Raw genomic sequence first — 22,978 nt, forward strand, 5'->3', positions numbered from 1 at the left:
GTGGTTTCTATTTATTTTGCTTCGTCAGCAGACCATACCAGTTTGCCATCTACCCAAGTTTTCACAGGCCAGCCTTTGAGCTTCCAGCCTGTAAAAGGAGTGTTGCGTCCTTTGCTGGCAAACGTTTGCGGATCAACTGCCTGCTCCTGCTCCAGATCAATCATGGTCAGGTCAGCTGGAGCCCCTTCTTCCAGGCGTCCCGTATCAAGGCGGAAGACACGCGCTGGATCAGCAGTCATACGACGCACCAGAAAGTCCAGCGTCCACTGTCCGGTAGCTACGAATTTCGTGTACAACAGCGGGAAGGCCGTCTCAAATCCAACGATCCCGAATGGCGCCAGCTCCATCCCCCTTGCCTTCTCTTCCTCACTGTGCGCTGCATGGTCGGTTACGACGATGTCAATCGTACCGTCTTCCAGTCCCTCGATGCATGCCTGCACATCACGCGGGGAGCGTAGCGGAGGATTCATTTTCCAGTTCGCATCCAGCCCAGGGATATCCTCATCTGACAATACCAAGTGGTGCGGGCATACCTCAGCCGTTACCTTGATGCCAAAAGATTTCGCATGGCGGATTAACCGCACTGACTGCTCCGTGCTGACATGGCATACATGATAGTGTGCCCCGGTTGCCTCGGATAGTAAAATGTCCCGTCCGACGTGAATCGCTTCAGATTCGTTCGGAATGCCTTTAAGCCCGTGGCGCTTGGCAAATTCGCCGTCCGTCACTGCTGCTCCTTCAACAAGTGTGTTATCCTCACAGTGTGCAATAACCGGCATATCCAGTGCTTTGGCCCGCGTCATGGCGTCCTTCATCATTTGCGCGCTTTGCACCCCGACACCATCGTCAGTAAAGCCGATGGCACCTGCTGCTTTGAGCGCTTCAAAATCTGTCAGCTCACGACCCAGTTCGTTTTTCGTGATGGCTGCGTAAGGAAGAACCTTGGCTAGCCCCGCTTCCTGTCCCTTTTTCAATACCAGCTGAACTGTGTCCACATTGTCCGTCACTGGACGTGTATTTGGCATGCAGGCAATCGTCGTAAATCCGCCTTTAACCGCCGCGCGGTACCCGTTTCAATCGTTTCTTTATATTCAAAGCCGGGTTCTCTCAGATGCACATGCATGTCGATTAAACCGGGGATGACCAGCTTCCCCTGGGCGTCAACTTTCTCGACTTCGCGCTCCTGCCCAGATGCGCCTTCTTCCATAAGTAGGCTGATTCCAGCATCCGCACTTGCGATAGCCAAAATCTTTCCGTCGGCGATTAGGATGGATTTCAATTCAGCCTCGCCCTGCTCGTTCAATACGCTTGCATTCATAATTAATTGTTTCATCTGAAATATTCCTCCGCTCAGTTTTTTGCAACTTTTCCCTACGATCCTACTGACAGCTTCTACAGCTTCATTGCCCGTTCCATAACCGCCATGCGGATCGGAACCCCGTTTGCCATTTGAGGAAAAATTCGCGATTGTTCGCTTTCCACAACTGCACTATCAATTTCCACATTCCGATTCACTGGAGCTGGATGCATGATAATCGTTCCGGGCTTCAGGTTCGCTGCTCTTTTCTCTGTCAAACCGTACTGCTCTCGGTATTCATCCGCTGAGCGCAACATCCCTTCGGCATGCCGTTCCAGCTGTACCCGAAGCATCATGACCACGTCCGCTTGTAGTGCCTCTTGCATCGGAACATAAGGCGCGTAGGCCGCAAGATCAGGTGCTTGCATATTATCAGGAGCGCAGAAGCTTACCTTGGCTCCGAATTTTTGCAAGGCCCACAGATTCGAGCGAGCGACACGGCTGTGCAGAATATCTCCTATGATGGACACTCTCAAGCCTTTAAGCTCACCGAAAGTTTTGCGCATGGTGTACAGGTCCAGCAGAGCCTGCGTTGGATGCTCATTGTTGCCGTCCCCCGCATTAACCAGTGGGACACTGACCTTCTCAGCGAGCTCTTGCAGCACTCCGGCTGGCTTTAACCGGATGACTCCTGCATCAATGCCCATGGATTCGAGCGTACGTACTGTATCGTAAATGGACTCCCCTTTTTCCACACTGGAAGCCGCAGCGGAAAAGTTCAAAACCTGAGCGCCCAGCCGCTTCTCTGCCATTTCAAAAGAAAAGCGGGTACGAGTGCTGTTTTCAAAAAACATGTTGGCCGCAAAGCGTGATTGCAGTACTGGAACCAGTTTTTCTGGTTGAGATTCCCAATAATGAGCGCGATCCAGAATGGACTCGATTTCATTTCGGCTGAGTTCCTTTAACCCGAGTAGGCTACGTTCTTTAAGTTGACTGGCTGTGGTGATCATAGCTGTTCCCCCCGGTTCTGAATGATTGTCACTTCGTCCTTACCGTCCGTCTCTTGAAGGGCTACTACGATTTCCTCAGATTTGGAGGTCGGGATGTTCTTGCCGATGTAATCCGGACGAATCGGAAGCTCACGGTGTCCGCGATCCGCTAGTACTGCCAGCTGAATCATTTGCGGTCGTCCGCAGTGCATCAATGCATCCATCGCCGCGCGGATGGTGCGGCCTGTGTACAGCACATCGTCAAAGAGAATGACTTTCTTATCATGAACCGATACGTCAGCAGGATTCATCAAAAGCTCTTTTCCATTTCCTTTAGCTTCGGCTACGCTGTTCCGGTCATCCCGGTAGGCTGTGACGTCCAGCTCTCCCCATGGAATTGGTGCGCCTTCAATCTCAGCAATTTTTTCAGCCAGGCGTTGCGCCAGATGAACTCCGCGTGTTCGAATACCTACTAGCACACAATCGTCAATACCTTTGTTTTTCTCCAAAATTTCATGTGCAATCCGTGTCAATGCCCGACGAATCGCAATTTCATCCATCAGTACATGTGTTTCATTACTCATGCTTCCAGCCTCCTCAGGTGATGTTCCCTTCAGACCTGGTCCCGTGTTCGGATACAAAAAAGACTCCTTGCCCAAGTTTGGCAAGGAGTCTCGTGTGAACAGTCTTCTACTGTTCTCCGATCTCTCGGACACACTGAAGACATACCGCCGCAGCGGATGCACTGATCAGTGATCCATTCACGTTACCTTGCCAGCCTCACGGGACTGATTTAAAGGTGCTATTCAGGATTTCCTTTGTCCTGCTTCTCATAGTGTGAGATGGTTAGCCATCTCTTGGACAAAGTTCATCGCAACTACAAGAAGTATGACAGATTGAAAATCGTGTGTCAACACCCGTTCAACCGGAACCACCGGAAGCACTTTAATAATTATACAATGTAATTGTATAATTATCCATAGTTGTTTTTACCCATGCCTTGTCTCACAATAAAAAAACCGCCATTTAGGCGGTTTAACTTAATAATTTATTCAGGTTTGTGAATAGGAATGCAAATCACCATTGTTTTAACGACTACGCAAGGATGCTAACACATCCTCCATATCAGGAGGAATCGGTCTGCTGAATTCCATGTATTCTCCAGTGGATGGGTGCTTAAAGCCCAGTACCGCCGCATGCAGCGCCTGACCATCCATACGAACCCCTTTGCTGCGCCCATACATAGGGTCACCAACCAATGGGTGTCCAATAAATTTCATGTGAACACGAATTTGATGTGTTCGTCCTGTTTCCAATTGAAGTTCAAGGAGGGTATAATCCCCCAATCGTTCAATGACGAGAAAATGGGTGACGGCATGCTTGCTGTTACGTTCCGTCACTGTAAACAATTTGCGATCACCCGAATCGCGGCCAATCGGAGCATCTACCGTTCCCTGATCGTGGCTCAAATGACCGTGAACTAAGGCTATATATTTCCGAGTCACACTATGATCCTTAAGCTGTGCTGCAAGTGATGCGTGAGCCTGATCATTTTTAGCCGCCATTAGCAGTCCTGATGTATCCTTATCAATACGGTGAACAATACCAGGACGTAATTCCCCGTTAATGCCCGAAAGATCGTGACAATGGTACATCAGTGCGTTAACTAATGTTCCCGAAGAGTGTCCCGGTGCAGGATGCACGACCAGACCACGTTGCTTGTTAATAACAATAACGTCCGAGTCCTCGTAAACGACATCCAACGGAATATTCTCTGGAACAATATCTACAGTTTCTGCTTCCGGTACTGATAATACAATCCGGTCTCCTTCAGCCAGCTTGTAGTTCGCCTTAATTGTCGTACCGTTCACCAGCACACGACCATTTCCGATCCACAGCTGTATCTGAGAACGAGACACTTCCTTCATTTCTTCGGCGATATATTTGTCAATACGCGTTTTGGCATCCCCGGAAGCCGCTGTCCATTCCAGAGATTCACCCTCCAGTTCGTCCTCATAAGACAGACCTGCGGCTTCGCCATTTTCATTCACTTCGCTCATGCTATGACTTCCCTTCGATGCTATCATTGCCATTTCCCTTTTCCCGACGCGATTCCAGCAATGTATCCAAAATAATCAATGCTACACCGATGACAATTGCCGAATCTGCCACATTAAAAATGGGGAACGTATAGCTTCCAAAATTAAATTGTGCAAAATCAACCACTTCCCCTGAAATAGCCCGATCCAGAAAGTTACCGACTGCTCCCCCCAGCACTAAACTTAGCGCAACAGGAAGTAGCTTTTGTCCAGCCTTAACTGTTTTTCGCAGATACCAGACGATACCAATCACCACTACAATTGTAATCACGATAAAAAGCCAACGTTGACCTTCCAAAATCCCAAAAGCAGCTCCACGATTACGATGGGAGGTGATTAAAAAGAAATTGCCGATGACTGGTATTTGTTCGTACAATTCCATTCGTGTAGCCACCAAATATTTGACTCCCTGATCAATCAAAAAAATTATTAGCGCAATACCAAAATAAATCACAGTCCTTCGTCACTCCGATCCGCTTATATCCGTTGTTGAACCCATTTATTGTAGCATAAGCGTTCTCAGATCGTCCACGAAACCCGCAAGCTATCAAGCACAGACCATCCATAAAATGAACTCCTTCGCATTTGATTAGAATTTCCTATGTAAAAGAGGTCTTCCCGGTGCAAACTACAAGGAGCATACTCGACACAACGCATGCGCATGAAACCTAGAACAAGGAGAGGATTCCATGTCCCCATTGACGGAGCAACAATTGCAGGGTCTGCGTAACGAACTGCTGGAACGCAAAAAGGAAATTGAGCATCGCTTGCAAAACAACGACCATTACGGACTCGGTGATTCACAGCGCGATCAAACCGGTGAGCTTTCTCCCATTGATAACCATCCAGGCGATCTGGCTACCGAAACCTACGAGCGAGCCAAAGATATTTCCTTATTGGAGCATGATGAGTTTCAATTGGAACGTATCAAATCAGCCTTGATGGCAATGGACAAGGGGACCTACGGCATTTGCGCCGCCAGCGGTAAACCTATTCCCTATGAACGGCTACTGGCTGTTCCCTATACCATTTACTGCAAAGAGTACAGTCCCGAAACAGAAGTGTCTAACCGCCGCCCAGTGGAGGAAGAATTTCTCGCTCCCTCGTTCGGCAGAACGAGTCTGGATGAGCGTGATGATCAAAACGGCTTTGACGGTGAAGATGCCTGGCAGATCGTCGAAAATTGGGGTACCTCTAACACCCCAGCCATGGCCGAAAGCGGAGAAATCCACAGTTATGATGATATGGAAATTGAAGCAGGCGATGATAATATGGGCTTCGTAGAACCATACGAAAGCTTTGTTGCTACTGACATTTATGGACAAAATGTATCCGTTATTCGCAGTTCCATTTATCAGCGTTATATCGAAGATGGCGAGGGCGAAGGTCTACTGGAGCCGGATACGCACGAAGACGAATCGTGAACTTCAAGGTGGAAATCGCTTCCTAATAGGTAGTAAGCTCCAATTGTCGTTGTACGATCCGTACAATATCAGCGATATAATCACCGATAATCGGCAAATTCAACGCTCCGAGCACTTGCAGCACATAAATAATGGTAGCGGCAAAAAAAGTAAAACCTAGCGCAATGCCGATTCCCCGGGAAACGCCTGATATTAGATTTAGCCAGAGCAATCGCCAAGGCTTATTCAACAGCAAAGCGTAATCTGCAATACGTGTCCGTTCCATCTGCTCTGACACAGCACGTATCAGCTTTTCAACACGACTTAATCGCTCTGTCTGATTACCTATTTTGCTTTTATCTGTGGCTATGGCAGCTCCTTCTCCGTTCATCCCTCGGAGACTCCTCTTCTGTCTACGCCTTGATCGTGCCGTCATGTGCACAATCCCCCTTTTCCCATGGCTGCCCTGAACGCAGCAAACGAGCCGAAGCACGTAACGGAGAAAACCCGTTTCCGATGCTTAGGCTCGTTTTTATATGCTGCCTGTTATTGTATTATGGGACAGGGGGCTTGTAATTATTCCCCAATATGAACGCCGATGGTTTTACCGTTCACTTCCACATGTTCTGCCGGTTCGGCTTGACCAAATGTCACAGTCGTAACCAATACGTTCTCACGCAACACAGTGTCGAAGCTTGCGATGGCCTGGCGCAGCTCGTTATCTACATCCAACGTCAATGCCACATACTTTTCAATCGGCAGATCCAGTTTTTTACGGTAATCCTGTACCGCACGAACCACTTCACGTACCCAGCCCTCTTGCTCCAGCTCCGGTGTAATGTCCGTGTTCAACGCTACCGTTAAGCCATAACCGGAAGCAGAAGCGAAGCCTTCTTTCGCTTTTTTCTCTACCAGCAATTCTTCAGCTGTAACTTGCAGCTCTTCACCTTCTGGAGAAGCGACATTTAACATTCCCTGTTCTACAACAGTACGGGTATCCTCAGCAGACATTCCTTTGAAAAAGTTTTGTAGGAAACCGACATTTTTGCCGTATTTCTTGCCTGCTACTTTCAAATTCAGTTTCAGTGTAAAATCTACAAAGCCGCTATCGTCCGTCTCAACATGAATATGCTTCACGTTAATCTCATCTTTGATGATCTCCTCATAGCCACTCAGTTCAAAATCTTGATCCATGGATAGAATCAACTCGGACAACGGTTGACGCGTTTTCAAACCCGTTTCGTTGCGGACGTTACGCGCCAATTCAACGACACGACGTGCCGTTTCCATATCTCGTTCCAATTCCAGATCGATCAAGGATTCATTGGCAGTCGGATAATCATCCAGATGAACACTTTCCCCGTTGCTCAGGTTGAGGTAAATATCCTCTGCAAGCAGTGGTGTAAACGGCGCAAGCAGTTTGGCAGTCGTTAACAGCACTTCAGTCAGTGTACGGTATGCATCCAGCTTATCTTCTGTAAGACCATTGCCCCAGAATCGGTCGCGTGAACGACGGATATACCAGTTGCTCAGCTCATCCACAAACGACTCAATTGCTTTGGATGAGTTCAGGAAGTCATTTACAGCCAGCGCTTTGTCCACTACCAAAATCAGGCTGTTCAGACGGGACAAAATCCAGCGATCCAACTTATGAGCCGATGGTTTGAACGGGTGCTGTGCCGGATCAAATCCGTCGATATCCGCATATAAGGTCAGAAAAGCATGTGTATTCACAAGCGTATCTACCAGCTTCGATTTAGCCTCACCTACGATTCCTTTGGAAAAACGTTTGCTATTCCATGGTGCACTATCGGACAACAATGCCCAGCGGAAAGCATCTGTACCATACTCGTCAATCACTTCCCACGGGTCAATAACATTACCCTTGGATTTGGACATTTTCTGCCCCTGCTCATCCAGTACATGGCCTGTTGCCATGACAGCTTTATAAGGAGCTTTGCCAGTCAGCATAGTCGAAACCGCAAGCAAGCTATAGAACCAGCCACGAGTCTGATCAATCCCTTCACAGATCATATCTGCCGGAAATTGTTGCTCGAACGTTTCATTATTTTCAAAAGGATAATGATGCTGTGCAAACGGCATGGAGCCGCTATCAAACCATACGTCGATCACTTCCGGTGTACGAGTCATTTCGTATTTACCGCATTGGCTACGAACCTTAATATCATCTACATATGGTTTGTGCAGCTCGATGTCCGCTGGTACGTCGCCAATCGCACGTTCCCTCAATTCAGCAATACTATGCGGAGCAAACTGTTCTCCAGTTTCCTCACAAACCCAGATGTTTAGCGGTGTACCCCAATAGCGATCACGACTGATGTTCCAATCCACCAGTTCCTCCAAAAACTTGCCAAAACGTCCTTCACGTACATGACCCGGATACCATTCGACTTCGCTGTTGTTGGCAATCAGTTGATCCTTGATCGCAGTTGTTTTGATAAACCAACTGTCCATAGCATAGTACAATAATGGAGTATCGCAACGCCAGCAGAACGGATAGCTATGCTCGTATTTTTCCTTGCTGTACAGCAGGCCTTTTTCGGACAGCATTTTTACAATATCTACATCACAGTCTTTCACAAAACGACCTGCAAAATCAGTGATTTCCTCTACATAGTTACCTTGAAGATCCACCACGTTAATGAACTCAACACCATTTTCACGACATACCCGGTAATCATCCTCACCATGCGCTGGAGCCATATGAACGATACCTGTACCGCTGGAATCTGTTACGAACTTCGCACCCAGAATCTGATTACCCTTCTCAACCTGAAAATACGTAAATGGCGGGGTATAGGTTTGGCCAACCAGTTCTGAACCAGATAGCGTGCCAATCACTTCATGCTCGCCTTTAATGACGTCTTCAACCAGATTTTTAGCAACGATGTATACACCGTCTTCCTGCTTCACACGTGCATATTCCAGTTCAGGGTTGACGGCGAGCGCCACGTGACTCGGCAAGGTCCAAGGTGTTGTCGTCCAAGCCAGTACATATTCACCACTGCTATGCAGCTTGAATTTGGCCGTGGCACTCAGATCCTTTACATCTTTGTAGCCCTGCGCTACTTCATGAGAACTTAGCGTTGTCTGACAATCCGGACAATACGGACTCACACGATGACCACGATACAGCAGATCTTTTTCATGAATGGTCGCCAAAATGTTCCATACGCTCTCGATATAGTTATTATCCAATGTAATGTACGGGTTATCGAGGTCTGTCCAGTATCCGATCGCTTCGGTTAGATCACGCCATTGTTGCTCGTATTCAAACACGCTCGCCTTACATTTTTTTATAAACTTTTCAACGCCGTATTCTTCAATTTCAGGTTTATGGGAGATCCCCAGTTGCTTCTGTACACCTAATTCTACCGGCAAGCCATGCGTGTCCCAGCCTGCCTTACGTACGACGCGGTATCCCTTCATTGTCTGATATCGGCCCACAAAATCCTTAATTACACGGCCCAGCACGTGACCGATATGCGGTTTACCGTTAGCTGTTGGTGGGCCCTCATAGAACACAAAATTTGGCTTTCCTTCACGATTTGTGATGGATTTACGGAATGTGTCCTCCTGCTTCCATTTGCTCAGGATGCGCAGGTCACGGGACCGTGCTTTTTCTTTAACATCCACTCTGTTCATACTGTCATACTCCCTCTCTGCTCATCATTGATTTCCCTAGCATTTCCTAAAAAAAGCAACAAAAAAAGCCCCATCCCTGTAAAGGGACGAGACTGTGCTCGCGTTACCACCCTGATTCCGTAAAAATAGACCATTCTAAAAATACAGTCTCATCACGGCTCTCTGAGCCCCACTCAACTACAGCAGGGCGCCATTATAACGCATGGCAAACGGTGATTGCTTACACACGCCATACATCTTAAGCGCTTCAGCTCACTTCTCCGGGAGGATCTTCGGTCATGTTCTGAACGTTGGCTTGCACCGGAAGGCCAACTCTCTGAGGGACAAATCATGACGTACTCGTTCCCATCAACGAATTAAACATGTTAAATTCATCGAATATTAAACAGCAACATCGTTACCTTGAATAACAACCATCAGCCGACGGACGGATAATCATTGAATTCAGTATAGTATTTACAGTTATAGCCTGTTTAAAGTGAAAAGTCAACCCTAACAACGTCTAATAAAAGCTTGTCAGAAATGAAATTAGTAAATTTCTTTCATCTCACGCTCGCGTTCCAGTACTTCGCGTTCCCGGTTTTCAAGAGCTTCCCAGCCGTCTTGGCTTAACAAGTCAAGCTGTGCTTCCACCAGTGTACGAAACCGTGCTCGGTAAATCGATGCCTGCTTCTTCAGCTCTTCAACCTCCAACGCGATCTTGCGGGATTTGGACAATGCTTCGTTCACAATACGGTCCGCATTTTTTTCCGCTTCCTTCACGATCAATTGGGATTCTTTCTTGGCGTTGTTACGAACTTCATCTGCGGCTTCCTGCGCTACGATAATCGTCTTACTCAGCGTATCCTCAATGGTCGCGAAATGATCGAGCTTCTCCTGTACGTTCAACAACTCGGTGCTCAGTTCTTTATTTTCACGAATAACGCCCTCGTAATCTTTGATCACCTGATCCAAAAATTCATTAACCTGATCCTCATCATAACCGCGAAGCCGGCGGGCAAATTCCTTGTTATGTATATCCAATGGCGTTAATGGCATGCCGTCCACCTCCTATAAGATTGACAAAAAATACATTTTCCGCGTCACGACGCTCACTATCATCTATCGGTCATCATACCCCGTTTTGTGAATACTGTACAGAGCAAAATCGTTCCAGTTCTTCGCTATAGCTTAATTCTTTCGACAGAAAGCTCGTGATTCCTGCCTACAGCTATACAAACTTACCAATTTTGACACGGAATCTTCCCTTTTTTGTCATCCCGTCTGTTTCAAGCACTTTGAAACGCCCAAAACCCTGCATGGAAATAACGTCTCCAGCTTTAAGTGGAGTGGATGGATTCTCCTCCACCTTCCAATTTACCCTGCACCGTCCCGCCCGAATCGGTGTTAATATTTTACTGCGGCTTAGCTTGTACACATCGCTAGCAATACCGTCCAGACGCAAAGAAGCGACCGTCAGGTCTAGCGTCTCTAATGCAACTTCCTTCGTTCGCAGACTCGCTACAGGCAATAGTTCTGTCCATACATGAACACGGTGTACCTGCTGCAAATGCATCGTCATAAAATCACCGATCTCTGAAGCTACCAATACATGACACCCATCATCCAGTACATGAATATCTCCAATTTTCCCACGTTTGATTCCAAGTCCCAGTAGGGCACCTAGATAATCACCGTGCTCAAGGGTACCTATTTTAAGATCGTCAGATGTGATGGAAAGGACCTGAATCCCCATCTCCTCACCGTCCAAATACGAATAATCGGGCGCAATCAGCGCCCGCTTTCGTTCCGAAGCCATGTATCCGCCATCTACCCTAATCGTGACCTTGTCTTCCTTCGAAGCAAGTGTCTCCAATATGTACTGTTGGCGCGGGTCCAAAAAATCAGTCAGCTTCTGCTCATGATAAGCCCCCGCATGACTGATCCATTCGGAAGCACGATCCACATAATCCCGTTCATCCGGGTGAAAATGCTCATAAATCTCAGTTCGCATAACTCCTCCTAGACGAGCTTACCAATTAAAGAAATCAAACCGTACGACGCAAAACGCAGAGCAATCAGCGCAACGATGGGAGAAATATCAATCATCCCGAAGATTGGCGGTATAAACCTGCGAAAAGGAGACAAATACGGCTCCACAAACTTGGCAAGTAAATCACCAATCACACTCTCTCTAGCATTAGGAAGCCATGACAGCAGAACATATGCAATGATCATGTACGAATAAATCTGAAATAGCCAGTAAATTACCTCGATCAAGAAAAGTTCACCTCATTCTGTTAAGTTCTTGTTCAGTGTCAGCCAGTATTTCCGTAATAGAGCCTTGAATCTCAACCGTATCTGGTGTACACAGAAAAATATTGTTCCCGACTTTGGAAATACCACCACCCAGTGCATACACAGTACCACTCAAAAAATCAATAATGCGTAGCGCCTGATCCTTGCGAATTCGTTGCAAATTGACTACGACGGTGCGATGGGAACGGATATGGTCGGCAATTTCCTGTGCTTCATCATAAGAACGCGGCTCATACAGGACAACTTTCACATTTTTCTGTGAATGGATGCTGACAACATTAGTGCCCTTCTGGTTCTTACGTTTATCAAAGCTTGGGGTTTCAATTTCTTGATCTTCCTGCGTATTCATAACCTCTCGCTCTATAACTTCCTCTTCTTCCTGAAGCCCCAGAAAGTTCATGAACTTATTCATTACGCCCAATGGAAATCCTCCTCTCGTCCGACCAGTACGGAACCAAGCCGCAGCCAGGTCGCTCCTTCTTCAACCGCCACTTCAAAATCATTGGACATCCCCATAGACAAGTGAACGATGGGTTCCCTGGTCAAGGCTTGTCCATTTAACCTATCCCGTAATTCACGCAATCCCCGAAACACAGGCCGAGTTTTTTCCGGGTCTTCCTCATGAGGAGCCATCGTCATCAAGCCAATCACGTCCACATGTTCCAGCTCGCGAATTTGTTCCAAAAAGGGGACAACCGCCTCAGAGGACAAGCCATATTTGGACATTTCCCCAGAAATATTGACTTGCACAAAAGCTTTAACTCGCAGTCCCAGAGCAGCTGCCTTCTTATCCAATTCCTGAGCGAGTGATAAGCGGTCAAGCGAATGTATAAATTTAAATTTTCCAATTACATCTTTAACCTTATTCGTTTGGAGATGACCAATAAAATGCCACGTTCCCCGGTCACCCAGCTTACTCCATTTATCCGCAGCATCCTGCCAGCGATTTTCGCCCACATGCTCTAAGTCGCTATCCAATACCGATGTCATTGTCGCCGCCGAAACATATTTCGTGACAGCGATCACATTTACTTCATCACGCGAACGTCCGCTTCGGGCACATGCCGCTTCTACACGGGCATTCACTTCTTTAATTCGTTCCTCCAAAGACACGGGAGGACTCACCTCTCTTCCAGACCAATCCAACTCGCCATTCTTCCTGTGACGCCGCCTTCTTTGCGATATGAAAAAAACAAATCGCTACGGCTACTCGTGCATAAGGTTGTACATTCGATATGGCTCGGCAATATTCCTGCTTTCATCATAATGTGTCGATTGCATTGTTTCAAGTCAAGTAGTGTTTTACCGTCGGCTAAGGGGAAGTAAACAGAACCTTCCCATTTATCATTACCCGGGCAATCATGCTCCAAAACCCGAATTTGGTTCATCACGTGCTCATCCACCTCATAGGATTCAGAACCAATGGAAGGACCAATAGCTGCTAGTATATCAGACGGCTGAGATCCATATTCGTTTTGCATGGTCTGTACCATTTTCAATGCGATTTCCGCAACGGTTCCCTTCCAGCCTGCATGCGCCAACCCAATCACACGGCGCACTGGATCACAAAAATATAAGGGTACACAGTCTGCATAAAAAGACGTCAGCAAAATGCCAGGTACATTCGTCAACAGTCCATCTGTGTCCTGAAAAGCGGATGCACGATCTATAAAGCCCCGCCCGCGGTCAGTAGCCTTGACCACAGCAACATGATGACCATGAACCTGCTCACCGCACGTCCATGCTTCAGCAGCAAAACCAAGTTGCTCTGCAATGAGCCGCCGGTTACGAATGACTTTCTCGGGGTCATCCCCTACATGAAACGCACAGTTCAGACTAGCGTAGGGAACCTCACTGACACCTCCATGACGACCTGTAAAACCCGCTGTTAATCCCTGAACCTGTCGTTCCCAGGATTGAATATATAACAACTCCGGTACGGGACGTCCGCCATCTTGCATTGGCATAGCCCCCGTAGCCTCGGTATTCATTACAAATGGTTCCATTCATTCTCACCTCTACTGCCCAGTGTACCAAAAAGCCGCCGCTGTGTCTTCACAACATACTAAATTACGAGTCCCTCTTGTTCAAAAGACCCGTCGGTCATTCCGCTCCTGACGTTCGATATACGGCTTTTCCTCCCTTTCATCCGGTGGATCATGCAATCCCTCCAATCGAACAAGCACAACATCCGAACCAATTTTCACAATGTTGCGCCACGGAATAACCAATTCGCTTCCCCCTCCAAACCAGCCCATGAATCGACTGCTGCCCGGAACCACAATAGCTTCAATTTTCCCTTGTCGTACGTCAATCTCCAGATCACTGATTTGTCCCAGACGTCGCCCATCTACAATGTTAATGACATCCTTGGTTTGAAACTCGGAAATTTTCATGGCTCTTACTGACGTTTCCGGTGCACTCACACGCATCACATCCTTTAATTCACTATATGAGCGAAAGAGCCCAAAAAATGTCCTGTAAACGCAAAAACGATCCGGATAGGATCGTTTTTATCGCTGAATCATTCAAGCATTCATTTCATTAGGACTTTACATGTTTTTGCATTTGCTGAATAGCCGACTTCTCTAATCTTGAAACCTGGGCTTGAGAGATACCGATTTCGTCGGCAACCTCCATTTGCGTCTTTCCTTCATAAAAACGCATAGACAATATCATCTTTTCACGCTGGCCCAGGCGATGCATCGCTTCCCGCAGAGCGATTTCCTCAATCCATGAGACGTCTTTATTTCTGTCATCACTGATCTGATCCATCACATAGATTGGGTCGCCCCCGTCGTGATATATCGGCTCGAACAGCGAAACCGGATCCTGAATTGCATCCAACGCGAACACAACATCTTCTTTAGGCACATTCAGTGCCTCTGAAATTTCAAAAATCGTTGGTTCCCGCGAGTTCAGATTCGTCAGACTGTCCCGCACTTGAAGCGCCTTATATGCAATATCCCGTAACGAACGGGATACACGGATCGGATTGTTATCCCGCAAATAACGGCGGATCTCTCCGATAATCATCGGCACCGCGTAAGTGGAGAACTTTACGTTTTGCGAAAGGTCAAAATTATCAATCGCCTTCATTAGGCCGATACATCCTACCTGAAACAAATCGTCCACAAACTCTCCCCGATTGTTAAATCGTTGAATCACACTCAGGACGAGTCGGAGATTGCCGTTGACCAATTTTTCTCTGGCTGATCGTTCATTATTTTGCTGAAGTGATGTGAACAACTCGCGCATTTCTGCATTGGTTAATACCGGCAGTTTGGCGGTATCCACACCGCAAATTTCCACTTTGTTTCGGGTCATCGTGTCTTACCTCCCAAGGAGCAACATTAATGTACATTATCTCCTGAGGGCATTTTTTTATTCGCCGTTTCCATCGCTTCCGGATATACCCATGCATTATACCATTTTATTAAATTCTTTTCGTAAGCGCTTTATTATTCGTTTTTCCAGACGCGAAATATACGATTGCGAGATACCCAACAGGTCAGCAACATCCTTCTGTGTCTTCTCTTCTCCGTCTTGTAAGCCGAAGCGCAGCTCCATAATCAAACGCTCTCGATCCGTCAACTTATCCAGTGCTTTATGCAATAATTTACGGTCTACCTGCTCTTCAATATTACGGTAAATGGTATCATTTTCCGTCCCCATCACATCGGAAAGCAACAACTCGTTACCGTCCCAATCAATATTCAGAGGCTCATCAAAAGAAACTTCCGTTCTTGTTTTACTATTGCGACGCAAATACATCAAAATCTCATTCTCAATGCATCGGGACGCATAGGTGGCAAGTTTGATTTTCTTCTCCGGATCAAAAGTGTTAACCGCTTTGATTAGTCCAATAGCACCGATGGATACGAGATCTTCAATGTTGATGCCCGTATTCTCAAATTTGCGGGCAATATATACGACTAACCGCAAATTTCTTTCGATTAGCATCGACCGTACTGCCGCATCTCCAGAAGAAAGTTTTCCCAGCAAATATTCTTCTTCGTCTCTCGTCAGCGGTGGGGGGAGCGCCTCGCTGCCGCCAATATAATAAATTTCTTCACTTTTCAGCCCAAGTAAAAATAAAATACGATAATATTGCAGTTGCAACGCTAGCCTAATTTTCATCTTCAATTTCATCTGTTCTCGCATATCATTCTCCCCCTTTTGAAAATAGTGCAATTCCTGCTGTGCTCCGTGCATTTCACCATTGGATATTTCTTGTCGCCTTCAAACATCATTTTGTGTTATGCTCCATCATCCTGATTCTGTAAAATGTTCACTCAAATGTGCATCTCGTTTCTGGTTGGTATCAGCACTGCCCCCTTCTTGTGCCGTCACATCCGGGTGGATGATGGCGCGATACTTCCCCTCTGCCGACAATGTTCCCCCGTCCAAGCCAATCAACACTCGATGATGTACAAAATGAACCCCATTCATCACCACCTCTACCCGGTCTGGTTTAAGGGCAAGCATAAAGGAATGACTGCGGTTAATTCCACGATAGGGGACGAGACGAACACGATCCTGCCAGCTAAACGATTCGTCTCCCAGTTCCATCACCAGTTGGTCAGCATTACCCTCAGAACATTTTTGGAGCCAGGAAGCGGGCAAATACGACTCCCACAATGCTGCCTCCATGACCATCACCGGGGTTCGGGTCAAAGGATCATGGAGCTGGTTACCTGTATCCAACAAGCCTGTACACTCAATATGATCCTGCCCAATCCACACCTGCACTTGTCCCAGAAACCCACTCATCCTTTCTGTGCGCTGCTTTGAGGACTGCACAATTCGAAAGAAAAGCATCACTCCGCCAAATGCGCATAAAATAAACCAGAATGCAATTTTCAGTTCAAAAGACATTCCTCCTGAAGCGGTGTACCAGATGCCATTAAACAATTCCCCCGTATTTTGGAGAAAATAATGCATCCCCAAAATGCCACCTGCAGCTACAAAATTGATCATGTAAAAGGCACCCATTGTACGAAGATACTTTTGCATGCTGCCAAATCCAAAAGCCACCAGCAGCATTATGACCGATAATGCCAGTTTGATCAGGAACGTAAATAAAAAGGACAGTTCCGGCACAAACATCATGACCACGTACATTGCGCCGATTCCAGCTGAAGCCATCAACCTCCACCACACCGGACGGATTTTTCTCATCCAAGCGGTGACCATCAGCAGCACAGCATCAATGAACAAATTGGCCAAAAAAATCAAGTCGATATAAACAACCAAGGCTTCACCCGCCCAGCGTTTGCAGGATAGGCTTAAGTATAGTAGTCATGCTGTTCAAAGTCTGTCTAACGGTGGGGACGGTGACCGACTAATTTTGTCGGAAAGAGGAGAAGCACCTGAACTGCAGGATACGTAAAACAGAAAGAAGCCCGCATCTCCAGGGAGAATGCGGGCAGTCTGAATTGAAACTAGTTATCGTTATTATTATTGCGCGAACGGTTACGTAAAAATGTAGGAATGTCTAATTGATCACTGCTTTGAGTGTTACCAAATGGACGCAAGTTAGGAGAGCCTTTTTCCGCCGATTCAGAAGTAGCCGGGTTAGCTGCCGGTTTACGTCCCGGTGCTGGTTGACTTGGCTTGCCTTCAAAGCCAGTGGCAATGACGGTAACCTTGATCTCTTCTTTCAACTCTTCGTCAATGATAGCACCAAAAATCATATTTACTTCCGGATCGGAAGCCGATGTTACAATTTCAGCTGCCTCATTAACCTCATACAGAGACAGGTTGTTGCCGCCAGTGATGTTCATAATCACACCACGAGCACCTTCAATGGATGTCTCCAACAACGGGCTCATGATCGCCTTGCGTGCTGCTTCAGCCGCACGATTTTCACCAGTTGCTTCGCCAATCCCCATCAAAGCGGAGCCACGCTCCGTCATGATCGTCTTAACGTCAGCAAAGTCAAGGTTGATTAGACCCGGTACAGCGATCAAATCTGAAATACCTTGTACCGCCTGACGCAGAACATTGTCCGCTTCACGGAATGCTTCCAACATCGGGGTTTTCTTGTCCACAATTTCAAGCAAGCGGTCATTCGGGATTACAATCAAAGTGTCTACTTTTTCTTTTAATCCCTCAATACCAAGTTCAGCTTGATTGGAGCGCTTACGCCCTTCAAACGTGAACGGTCGGGTTACCACGCCTACAGTCAGCGCGCCGCATTCCTTGGCAATTTCAGCAATGACAGGAGCCGCTCCGGTTCCTGTACCGCCACCCATTCCCGCCGTTACGAATACCATATCCGCACCTTTGAGCGTATTCATAATGAGCTCACGCGACTCTTCAGCCGCTTTTTTACCCACATCCGGGTTAGCGCCGGCACCCAGACCGCGGGTCAGCTTATCGCCAATTTGAAGCTTATGCTCAGACTTCGCTAAATGAAGTGCCTGGGCATCTGTATTGACTGTAATGAACTCCACACCCTGAACACCATTTTCGATCATTCGGTTAACCGCATTGCTGCCGCCGCCTCCGACGCCGATCACTTTAATTTGAGCCAAGCTCTCCATTTCAAAATCAAATTCCAACATACTATTCCATCTCCCCCTCAATGTGCATGGATGGCCCGTCCATGATTGGCATAATTAGCAATGAACGTTATATAAATTCACTGAACATATTTTTTAAGCGTTCAATCAACCCCTGCTTTTGCTCGCCTTCCGCAACGGGACTACTGCTTTTGGTTCGGTTAGTCGGCTTCTTGGCACTTCCGCCACTGTTGCTAACGCTAGTCGATCTTCCGCGATAGTAACGAATAGCATTATGCAAGATTCCTACTCCGCTCGTGTAGCCCGGATCCCTTACACCGATAAAATCAGGTACGGCGATCCTTACGGAAGCAGCCAGTTCGCTTTGTGCCACCTGAAGTACACCAGGCATGGAGACGGTGCCTCCGGTAAGTATATAACCTCCCGGAAGCTCTGTGTAACCCAAGCGCTTAACTTCCGCCTGAATGAGTTGAAAAATTTCCTGCACTCTCGGCTCAATAATAGCAGCCAAATCCTGCTGGTTAAACTCCTTATCCACATTACTGCCGATACGTGTCACTTTAAAGACGACATCGACTGCCGCATCATCATACCATGCGCAGCCGTATTTAAGCTTTACTTTTTCGGCTTGATCGGTAAGGGTTCTCAGTCCGTAGGCAATATCATTGGTTACAAACTCTCCACCAATCGGAAGTGTTGATGTGGCAACAATCGTTCCTTCCTGGAAAATGGCAACATTCGTAGAACCTGCACCAATATCCACCAGAACTGAACCCATCACCTTTTCATCCTTCGAAAGAGACAATTGTCCGGCTCCAAGAGGCAGCAAGACCAGATCTTTAATCCTCAAGCCAGCTTTCTCAACGCAGCGCAACAGATTATGTATCGGGGTCTTGCCTCCAGTAACAATCGTAGCCTCTACTTCGAGACGAACTCCAATCATACCGCGAGGGTCCTGAATGCCTTCAAGGCCATCTACGACGTACTGCTTGGCTACCACGTCAATAATTTCTCTCTCCGGTGGTACGGCAATAACTTCAGCTGCCTTCAGTACACGCTCAATGTCCTCCTCACCGATTTCACGGTCCTCGTTGGACACAGCTACTACGCCATGACTATTTTGCAGGCCAATATGATTGCCTGAAATCCCCACATACACTTCTGTTATTTGAATACCAACCATGCGTTCTGCGTGATCCACGGCGTTACGGATTGATTGCACGGTTTGATCAATGTCTACAATTGCACCTTTGCGAATCCCTTCCGAGTCGGCAGATCCAACTCCAATAATATTAAAGGTTCCATTATTCATTTCCCCAATAATAGCCCGAACTTTGGATGTACCGATGTCCAAACTAACAATGATGTCATTGTTGCTCAAGTCTGTGGCACCTCCTGACTCCAAAATGAATTTCGTTCTTTAAACACACTCTGTACATATTCAACAAACTCCATGCTTTCCCTCTTTTTTCTACAAATTTTTTAGAAGCCAATTTATGGTTGCAGTCACATAAAAATTTGAAGAAAAAGAAGGAGGCAAGTCTATTACCCATAAAATCAATTCTAGCATTTTTTCACATCACTGAGTAGTATCTTTTTCTTGGCTCTCTTCACTCGTATCTGGTTTGAACGGAACGTAGGAATCCGCCTCCAACATGGTGATCAAACCTGGATCTTCTGTTTCTAGCACCTGATTCAAATAGCTGATTTTAGAATTCAGTAGAGAAACGGTTGTTATAACCTCAAACTGGGAACGTGTGTACATTTTGATGCGGTCCGGAAAAGAAGGAATCGGCGCAGGAATGATTTCCGAAATATCGGCAGTCCATTCCCCCGGAATGCGTGATAAAGCATCACACAGCTTTGCTTTGTACGGATCATCAGATTTCCATTTGGTCAAAATAGGCTTCTCAACGGCTATTCCGCTACTCCCCACGCCCACGCTTGTCCCATTCGCTAGAATAGCACGAAGGCTCCCGTCACTCTGCAACTCGTAAGCGACCGTAGCAAACTCTTTAATGTGAATAGCAATAATACCCGGAAACTGCTTGTCCACTGTGACTTGCTGTATCGATTGAATTTCCCGCAACTTCTCAGAGATGTCAGATGAACTGACTCCGAAATACTGATCTCCAACAGCCAGACCGCTTCGGTTAAGAAGCTGGTCTCGGGTCGAAAATACATTACCATCAAAACGAATTTCAGAAACCCGACTCAACGAAGAACGGAAAAAGAGAACAGCGAGCAATACGATAAACAACAAAATGAGAAGAATAGTAATCTTCCGGCTTGTTCTTTTTTTCGTTCTGTTCTTTCTAAGAACAGGTATTTGAGCATTTGGCATAGCTTCTCTCCACAAAAGCCTTTTGTCCCCCCGTTAATGGAGGGACATTACAGGCATTAATTTACGAAATCCAGTTGCTCCGGCACCGGAGACTGACGGCTCATTCGGGCACCCAGTCCCTGAAAAAGACGCTCGATCCGGTCATATCCTCTGTCAATATGATGAACCTGCTCGACAACGGTACGTCCTTGAGCCGCTAGACCCGCTATGACCAGCGCAGCCCCTGCCCGCAGATCGGTAGCCTCTACCGTAGCCCCGTACAGACGTGAAACTCCTCTTATAAAGGCAGCATTTGCATCAACCGTAATATCAGCACCCATTACATTTAGTTCATCCACATGTTTGAATCGGCTTTCGAAGACGGTCTCTTTCATGACACTGAATCCGTCCGCCAAAGAAAGCAGAACCATGACCTGAGATTGCAAATCCGTCGGAAAAGACGGGTAAGGGGAGGTAACGATCCTCTCCACTGCTTTGGGACGACTCATACAACTTACGGTCATTATATCATTCAAGATGCCGACTTGAACACCAGCCCGCCTGAGGACATGAATCAGAGCAGACAAGTGGGATGGATTGCAGTGTGTCAACGACACACTTCCTCGTGTAGCTGCAGCTGCGATCATAACCGTTCCAGCAACTATGCGGTCAGGAATGACCTCATACGTACACGGATTGAGGCAACTGACCCCCGTAATTGTAATCGTGTCGGTTCCAGCACCGATAATGCGGGCTCCCATGGCATTCAAGAAGTTTTGTAAATCCTGAATCTCCGGTTCCCTCGCTGCATTGGTGATCGTTGTTCGTCCTTCAGCCAACGCAGCGGCCATCATAATATTTTCCGTTGCACCTACACTCGGGAAATCCATGTGGATGTCCGAGCCGATCAGCTTGTGGGCTCGAAACGTGATTTGCTCGTCTTTTTCCTCTATCTCTGCGCCAAGAGCTTTTAAGCCCTCTAGGTGAAGATCAATTTTGCGCTCGCCTATGGCACAGCCTCCGGGCTGGTAAATAGAAACTTCTCCATATCTGGCGAGCAGCGGTCCCATCAGAAAGATAGATGAGCGCATTTGCTTCATCAAATCTTCCGGAATTTGGAACGTTCGGACGGACGACGTATCCACGTATACCGTTTCCTCTTCATGTCGGCATGTACAGCCGAGTCTTTCAAGGATGTGCAGCATGACCTTAATGTCTAAAAGATGGGGCACATTCCGAATTTCTACCTTACCTTGTGCAAGTAAGCTCGCTGCAAGAATAGGTAGTGCCGCATTTTTTGCCCCATGGATACGTATGGTGCCTGACAGGGGACGGCCTCCCTCAATCACCAATTTGTCCAATGTATCACCTCCGAGTTTACCGCTCACCCACTACGAAAACCTCCGGAACTAGCTTGATGCCGGTTTGAGATGATATTGTACTTTGAATATGCTTCATTAGGGTAAGCACGTCCTCTGCTGTCGCTTGACCGGTATTTACAATGAAATTGGCATGCTGTACAGATACCTCTGCGCCTCCCGCCTTCAAGCCCTTGAGACCTGCGCTCTCAATAAGACGGGCAGCATAGTCTCCTGGAGGATTGCGGAACACGCTTCCTGCACAAGCTAACTGTAGCGGCTGAGTCAGCCGACGGCGGTCTTTAAAAGCCGCAAGCGCTGCTGAAATTTCCTCGCGGTCGCCCCGCTTCATCCGAAACACTGCCTCTGTCACCATTCCACGTTGCTCATGCAACACGGAGTGACGATAGCTGAAATGCATATTCTCGGCATCGTACACAGCCAATTCCCCTGTATCCAGCACAATCTCAGCGGACTGGAATATTTGTGACACATCAGACCCATGGGCACCGGCGTTCATGTAGACAGCCCCACCGACCGATCCTGGGATACCACCAGCAAATTCAAGACCGGATAGGCCCTGTTTGCTGGCCATAACGCACAGTTTGACCAGTGAAACGCCTCCTCCAGCAACGATCTGTTCATCTTCAAAATGAACATAATCAAATCCTGGTCCCAGCTTGATCACAAGTCCCCGTATCCCTTTGTCAGAGACGAGCATGTTGGAGCCCCGCCCCAACTGCATCCAGGGAATTCCGTGCTCGCTAGCCAGCTTCAAAACTCTTGCCAGCTGCTCTTTGGTATCCGGGATGACAAGTGCATCCGCAGGGCCTCCAATCTTCCATGTCGTATATTTGGACAGCGGCTCATGCTCCAGCACTTTTCCGATATCATGCTCCGCTAATAATGGCATCCATTGCTGCATTGTACTGAAACCTCCTTGTTGCTTGCCCCGCATGGTTATAAGGCTCTCACCTGACAACCGGCAGCCTGAGTGATGGTCACAATCTATAGGGTA

Annotated in this window: 22 protein-coding genes, 1 pseudogene and 1 other annotated feature; of the genes and pseudogenes, 1 reads left to right on the forward strand and 22 read right to left on the reverse strand. The window is 47.2% G+C overall.

Annotated features, from left to right (window positions below):
• Positions 1-11 precede the first annotated feature (11 nt).
• The 5 genes and pseudogenes from ACWA2B_RS17845 to lspA form a co-directional block, all read right to left on the reverse strand.
• Positions 12-1,333, reverse strand: a pseudogene (locus ACWA2B_RS17845) (dihydroorotase).
• 59 nt (positions 1,334-1,392) lie between these two features.
• Entirely contained in the window at positions 1,393-2,307 is a 915-nt protein-coding gene (locus ACWA2B_RS17850; RefSeq protein ID WP_023989427.1) for an aspartate carbamoyltransferase catalytic subunit, read from the reverse strand.
• A complete protein-coding gene (pyrR, locus tag ACWA2B_RS17855; protein ID WP_029517736.1) occupies positions 2,304-2,870 on the reverse strand; it encodes a bifunctional pyr operon transcriptional regulator/uracil phosphoribosyltransferase PyrR in 567 nt (188 codons plus the stop codon). The genes ACWA2B_RS17850 and pyrR overlap by 4 nt, the downstream gene beginning before the upstream one ends.
• A 504-nt stretch (positions 2,871-3,374) precedes the next feature.
• Complete coding sequence (locus ACWA2B_RS17860; protein ID WP_165149110.1) at positions 3,375-4,346, reverse strand: RluA family pseudouridine synthase; 972 nt, start codon at positions 4,344-4,346, stop codon at positions 3,375-3,377.
• 1 nt (position 4,347) lies between these two features.
• The gene (gene lspA, locus ACWA2B_RS17865) at positions 4,348-4,839 is read right to left on the reverse strand and encodes a signal peptidase II (RefSeq protein WP_023989430.1); all 492 of its coding nucleotides are present in this window, start codon (positions 4,837-4,839) and stop codon (positions 4,348-4,350) included.
• Positions 4,840-5,074: 235 nt separating this feature from the next.
• Here lspA and ACWA2B_RS17870 point away from each other — a divergent pair, with 235 nt between their 5' ends.
• Complete coding sequence (locus ACWA2B_RS17870; RefSeq protein ID WP_069010288.1) at positions 5,075-5,809, forward strand: TraR/DksA C4-type zinc finger protein; 735 nt, start codon at positions 5,075-5,077, stop codon at positions 5,807-5,809.
• 22 nt (positions 5,810-5,831) lie between these two features.
• On the opposite strand, the gene ACWA2B_RS17875 is transcribed toward ACWA2B_RS17870, so the two are convergent.
• From ACWA2B_RS17875 to murB, 17 genes are all read right to left on the reverse strand, one after another.
• Positions 5,832-6,179: a DUF5665 domain-containing protein gene (locus ACWA2B_RS17875; RefSeq protein WP_029517740.1), complete on the reverse strand. Its 348-nt coding sequence runs from the start codon at positions 6,177-6,179 to the stop codon at positions 5,832-5,834.
• 185 nt (positions 6,180-6,364) lie between these two features.
• A complete protein-coding gene (gene ileS / locus ACWA2B_RS17880; RefSeq protein WP_165149107.1) occupies positions 6,365-9,454 on the reverse strand; it encodes an isoleucine--tRNA ligase in 3,090 nt (1,029 codons plus the stop codon).
• Positions 9,455-9,533: 79 nt separating this feature from the next.
• Positions 9,534-9,815: a binding site (T-box leader), on the reverse strand.
• Between the two features lie 167 nt (positions 9,816-9,982).
• Positions 9,983-10,492 (reverse strand): DivIVA domain-containing protein, encoded by a 510-nt coding sequence (locus ACWA2B_RS17885; RefSeq protein ID WP_023989434.1) that lies wholly within the window; start codon positions 10,490-10,492, stop codon positions 9,983-9,985.
• A gap of 172 nt (positions 10,493-10,664) precedes the next feature.
• Positions 10,665-11,447, reverse strand: coding sequence for a YlmH family RNA-binding protein (locus ACWA2B_RS17890; RefSeq protein WP_340956075.1), 783 nt, complete (start codon positions 11,445-11,447; stop codon positions 10,665-10,667).
• Positions 11,448-11,455: 8 nt separating this feature from the next.
• Positions 11,456-11,713, reverse strand: a complete 258-nt coding sequence (locus tag ACWA2B_RS17895) for a YggT family protein (protein WP_029517743.1) — start codon at positions 11,711-11,713, stop codon at positions 11,456-11,458.
• Between the two features lie 7 nt (positions 11,714-11,720).
• The gene (locus tag ACWA2B_RS17900) at positions 11,721-12,173 is read right to left on the reverse strand and encodes a cell division protein SepF (protein ID WP_069010286.1); all 453 of its coding nucleotides are present in this window, start codon (positions 12,171-12,173) and stop codon (positions 11,721-11,723) included.
• Positions 12,164-12,865, reverse strand: coding sequence for a YggS family pyridoxal phosphate-dependent enzyme (locus ACWA2B_RS17905; protein ID WP_029517744.1), 702 nt, complete (start codon positions 12,863-12,865; stop codon positions 12,164-12,166). Before ACWA2B_RS17905 ends, ACWA2B_RS17900 begins: the two co-directional genes overlap by 10 nt.
• An 8-nt stretch (positions 12,866-12,873) precedes the next feature.
• Positions 12,874-13,758: a peptidoglycan editing factor PgeF gene (gene pgeF, locus ACWA2B_RS17910; RefSeq protein WP_069010285.1), complete on the reverse strand. Its 885-nt coding sequence runs from the start codon at positions 13,756-13,758 to the stop codon at positions 12,874-12,876.
• An 81-nt stretch (positions 13,759-13,839) separates the two neighbouring features.
• Positions 13,840-14,184, reverse strand: coding sequence for a YlmC/YmxH family sporulation protein (locus ACWA2B_RS17915; protein ID WP_176715675.1), 345 nt, complete (start codon positions 14,182-14,184; stop codon positions 13,840-13,842).
• 112 nt (positions 14,185-14,296) lie between these two features.
• On the reverse strand, positions 14,297-15,079 hold the full coding sequence (gene sigG / locus ACWA2B_RS17920; protein ID WP_007431182.1) for an RNA polymerase sporulation sigma factor SigG: 783 nt from the start codon (positions 15,077-15,079) through the stop codon (positions 14,297-14,299).
• 96 nt (positions 15,080-15,175) lie between these two features.
• Positions 15,176-15,916 carry an RNA polymerase sporulation sigma factor SigE gene (gene sigE / locus ACWA2B_RS17925; RefSeq protein ID WP_176715674.1) on the reverse strand — a complete coding sequence of 247 codons (741 nt, stop codon included), beginning with the start codon at positions 15,914-15,916 and terminating at the stop codon, positions 15,176-15,178.
• Between the two features lie 105 nt (positions 15,917-16,021).
• On the reverse strand, positions 16,022-17,008 hold the full coding sequence (gene spoIIGA, locus ACWA2B_RS17930; RefSeq protein ID WP_029517748.1) for a sigma-E processing peptidase SpoIIGA: 987 nt from the start codon (positions 17,006-17,008) through the stop codon (positions 16,022-16,024).
• A 188-nt stretch (positions 17,009-17,196) separates the two neighbouring features.
• Positions 17,197-18,321 (reverse strand): cell division protein FtsZ, encoded by a 1,125-nt coding sequence (ftsZ, locus tag ACWA2B_RS17935; RefSeq protein WP_013311084.1) that lies wholly within the window; start codon positions 18,319-18,321, stop codon positions 17,197-17,199.
• A gap of 67 nt (positions 18,322-18,388) precedes the next feature.
• Entirely contained in the window at positions 18,389-19,660 is a 1,272-nt protein-coding gene (gene ftsA, locus ACWA2B_RS17940; RefSeq protein WP_039272246.1) for a cell division protein FtsA, read from the reverse strand.
• 198 nt (positions 19,661-19,858) lie between these two features.
• Positions 19,859-20,623 carry a cell division protein FtsQ/DivIB gene (locus ACWA2B_RS17945; protein ID WP_029517750.1) on the reverse strand — a complete coding sequence of 255 codons (765 nt, stop codon included), beginning with the start codon at positions 20,621-20,623 and terminating at the stop codon, positions 19,859-19,861.
• Positions 20,624-20,679: 56 nt separating this feature from the next.
• On the reverse strand, positions 20,680-21,990 hold the full coding sequence (gene murA, locus ACWA2B_RS17950) for a UDP-N-acetylglucosamine 1-carboxyvinyltransferase (protein WP_176715673.1): 1,311 nt from the start codon (positions 21,988-21,990) through the stop codon (positions 20,680-20,682).
• Positions 21,980-22,885 (reverse strand): UDP-N-acetylmuramate dehydrogenase, encoded by a 906-nt coding sequence (murB, locus tag ACWA2B_RS17955; protein WP_029517752.1) that lies wholly within the window; start codon positions 22,883-22,885, stop codon positions 21,980-21,982. The genes murA and murB overlap by 11 nt, the downstream gene beginning before the upstream one ends.
• Positions 22,886-22,978 lie beyond the last annotated feature (93 nt).

Source organism: Paenibacillus sp. CMM36 (assembly GCF_053570945.1).

Bases quoted from the DNA above. Each gene is read 5' to 3' on its own strand.
- pgeF (WP_069010285.1), bottom strand. From the start codon at position 13,758: ATGGAACCATTTGTAATGAATACCGAGGCTACGGGGGCTATGCCAATG.
- ACWA2B_RS17875 (WP_029517740.1), bottom strand. From the start codon at position 6,179: ATGAACGGAGAAGGAGCTGCCATAGCCACAGATAAAAGCAAAATAGGT.
- ACWA2B_RS17850 (WP_023989427.1), bottom strand. From the start codon at position 2,307: ATGATCACCACAGCCAGTCAACTTAAAGAACGTAGCCTACTCGGGTTA.
- murB (WP_029517752.1), bottom strand. From the start codon at position 22,885: ATGCAGCAATGGATGCCATTATTAGCGGAGCATGATATCGGAAAAGTG.
- ACWA2B_RS17870 (WP_069010288.1), top strand. From the start codon at position 5,075: ATGTCCCCATTGACGGAGCAACAATTGCAGGGTCTGCGTAACGAACTG.
- ileS (WP_165149107.1), bottom strand. From the start codon at position 9,454: ATGAACAGAGTGGATGTTAAAGAAAAAGCACGGTCCCGTGACCTGCGC.
- ACWA2B_RS17945 (WP_029517750.1), bottom strand. From the start codon at position 20,623: ATGCCAAATGCTCAAATACCTGTTCTTAGAAAGAACAGAACGAAAAAA.
- ACWA2B_RS17885 (WP_023989434.1), bottom strand. From the start codon at position 10,492: ATGCCATTAACGCCATTGGATATACATAACAAGGAATTTGCCCGCCGG.
- pyrR (WP_029517736.1), bottom strand. From the start codon at position 2,870: ATGAGTAATGAAACACATGTACTGATGGATGAAATTGCGATTCGTCGG.
- ACWA2B_RS17915 (WP_176715675.1), bottom strand. From the start codon at position 14,184: ATGCGTGTGAGTGCACCGGAAACGTCAGTAAGAGCCATGAAAATTTCC.
- ACWA2B_RS17890 (WP_340956075.1), bottom strand. From the start codon at position 11,447: ATGCGAACTGAGATTTATGAGCATTTTCACCCGGATGAACGGGATTAT.
- ACWA2B_RS17860 (WP_165149110.1), bottom strand. From the start codon at position 4,346: ATGAGCGAAGTGAATGAAAATGGCGAAGCCGCAGGTCTGTCTTATGAG.
- ftsZ (WP_013311084.1), bottom strand. From the start codon at position 18,321: ATGTTGGAATTTGATTTTGAAATGGAGAGCTTGGCTCAAATTAAAGTG.
- sigG (WP_007431182.1), bottom strand. From the start codon at position 15,079: ATGACCCGAAACAAAGTGGAAATTTGCGGTGTGGATACCGCCAAACTG.
- sigE (WP_176715674.1), bottom strand. From the start codon at position 15,916: ATGCGAGAACAGATGAAATTGAAGATGAAAATTAGGCTAGCGTTGCAA.